The sequence below is a fragment of the Sporomusa sp. genome, assembly GCF_057736855.1.
Window position 1 is genome coordinate 1 of the sequence record NZ_JBYKYF010000140.1, and the last position, 2,359, is coordinate 2,359.

Sequence of the window (2,359 nt, forward strand, 5' to 3'; positions counted from 1 at the left end):
CTAACCGGTCTTTTTTGTACACTGACACCAAAATTGCCAGGAACATTCATCATATTGCTTGGAGCTGTAATGTATGGTGCGGTTACTGGGTATGTGACTTTCTTTCCATGGCTTGCTGCTCTGTTATTAGTACTTTCGATGATCGCCGAACTTGGCGGCAGAGCACTCAGAATCTATTTGACCCGAAATTATTCTGTTTCACGTACATTTAGTGTAAATTGTACCGCCACGCATTTTGCCGGTATGTTAGCTGCTAATGCCTTGCTGGGACCGCTGTTTGGATTAGTTGTATGGGAACTGCTTGCTGGAAAAACCCTGATACCACATGGAGATGCAGTTAAGCATGTGCTATTACGGTTAGCCGGAGTAGCACTCCTGAGATTTACTTGCGGAATGACTATGATTGTGCTTATCCAAAAGTACCTAGTAATATAAATCAGCACTAGACTAAACAGGCAATTGCCTGTTTTTTTGCTTTTATTTGCCGAAATAGCTATTATTAAGAGGAATATCAAAGTTTTGGCGAGAATATTATCGTTGAGATATATTGTGGTGGTGATAAAGTATGATGCATTTGTTATTCGCTTTTATCTTTGCCTTACTGGTTGCCGTCTTTGCTGTACAAAACGCATTGCCGGTAACGGTAACTTTCTTAGTGTGGAGTTTTCAAACCTCGCTGGTTATCATTATTTTAGGAGCGGCTACGTTTGGTGCTATGACGATTCTGTCATTGGCACTGCTGGTACAATTTAAGCTTAGACGCACCATCACGAAATTAAAGGAAGCGCAGCGTCAATTAGAAGCCGAAAACAATGAGTTGAAAGCTAAACAGAAATCTATGGAGACAATACCACAGGAAACTTAGCCCTTAAACTAATGAACATACTGGAATATAGGCAAAGTTGCAAAATATTACACTGTATACTACAATTATCTAATACAGCATTACGGAGGTCTACATACTTTATATGGCTAGACTGCAAAAAGCATGGAGGTTATTTCCAGCTAAGCGGGAACTGGCAAATGAACTCAGCCGCAAATTAAATATCTCCAAACATATTGCTCAGGCATTAATCAATCGTGGCATTACCGATGAAAAAAAAGCTGCCGAATTCTTATATGCTGGAACAGAACAGATAGCAGACCCATATTTACTCAAAGATATGGAACCCGCTGTTAAAAGAATTGCTCATGCCTTGAAAAACCATGAGAAAATTACTATCTATGGTGATTATGATGTCGATGGGATTACTGCCTGTGCTATTTTACACAAAACGTTAAGCCGCCTGGGTGCTAACATTGGTTTTTATATTCCTGATCGACAAAACGAAGGCTATGGTCTTAATTTAGCCGCGTTAAATACTCTTAAACAGACAGGAACTACCTTAGTCATTACTGTAGATTGTGGCATCAGTGCCGTAAACGAAATTGAAACCATGCGAGGGCAATTAGATATAATCGTTACCGACCATCACCAACCGCCGGATAAACTGCCACCAGCATTAGCCATTATCAATCCCAAGCAGCCTGGTTGTATTTATCCGGAAAAAGATTTAGCCGGAGTTGGTGTTGCCTTCAAATTATGTCAGGCCTTATGGCAACATTTTTATGGAGATGGTAATCATTTTTTTGATTATATAGATATCGTAGCGATTGGCACAATTGCTGATATTGTTCCACTTATCGGCGAAAACCGGATATTTGTTAAATTGGGACTACATCGTCTTATGGCTACCGATAATCTGGGAATTAAAGCCTTAATTGAAGTCTGCGGTTTAGCAGGTAAAGTGGTTGATAGCGGTAGCGTAGGGTTTGCCCTCGCCCCGCGACTAAATGCAGTAGGGCGTGTTAGTCAAGCTACTGCCGGAGTAGAATTACTACTTACCAATGATCGCGAGCGCGCACGTGAGTTAGCAATCTTATTAGACGAAGAAAACACAGCCCGCCAAACCATAGAAAAACAAATCTTGGCTAAGGCGGAAGAACAACTAGCAGCCGTAGATTTACATAATACCAAAGTGCTAGTACTGGCTGGTGAAGATTGGCATTCTGGCGTTATTGGCATAGTAGCATCCCGCCTAGTAGAAAAATATTATAAGCCAGTGATTATGATTAGCATCCACGATGGCTACGGTAAAGGCTCCTGTCGCAGTATACCGGCATTTGACATCTATACAGCTTTGTCGCGCTGTTCTGATCTTTTAACACAGTTTGGTGGTCATCATCAGGCCGCAGGATTAACCATCCCTGTTGAAAATATTTCGCTCTTGCAGGAAAGATTGCAGACTATTGCTGCGGAAACACTGTCCCCAGAAGATTATATTCCGGTTATTACTATTGATTCACTTCTGCCGCTTGA

The 2,359-nt window shown here is 41.3% G+C and carries 3 protein-coding genes; all 3 read left to right on the forward strand.

All coding sequences use genetic code 11. The features are described 5' to 3' along the window. The coding region (locus AC29Z1_RS10290; protein ID WP_488271376.1) for a DUF456 family protein at positions 1–435 on the forward strand (435 nt) is incomplete at its 5' end. A 130-nt stretch (positions 436–565) separates the two neighbouring features. Then, positions 566–865, forward strand: coding sequence for a LapA family protein (locus AC29Z1_RS10295; RefSeq protein ID WP_488271377.1), 300 nt, complete (start codon positions 566–568; stop codon positions 863–865). 103 nt (positions 866–968) lie between these two features. After that, positions 969–2,359, forward strand: a 1,391-nt coding sequence (recJ, locus tag AC29Z1_RS10300) for a single-stranded-DNA-specific exonuclease RecJ (RefSeq protein WP_488271378.1), incomplete at its 3' end; no start/stop codon positions are given.

Excerpts from the sequence above, each read along its gene's own strand:
- AC29Z1_RS10295 (WP_488271377.1), top strand. The coding sequence starts at position 566 with ATGATGCATTTGTTATTCGCTTTTATCTTTGCCTTACTGGTTGCCGTC.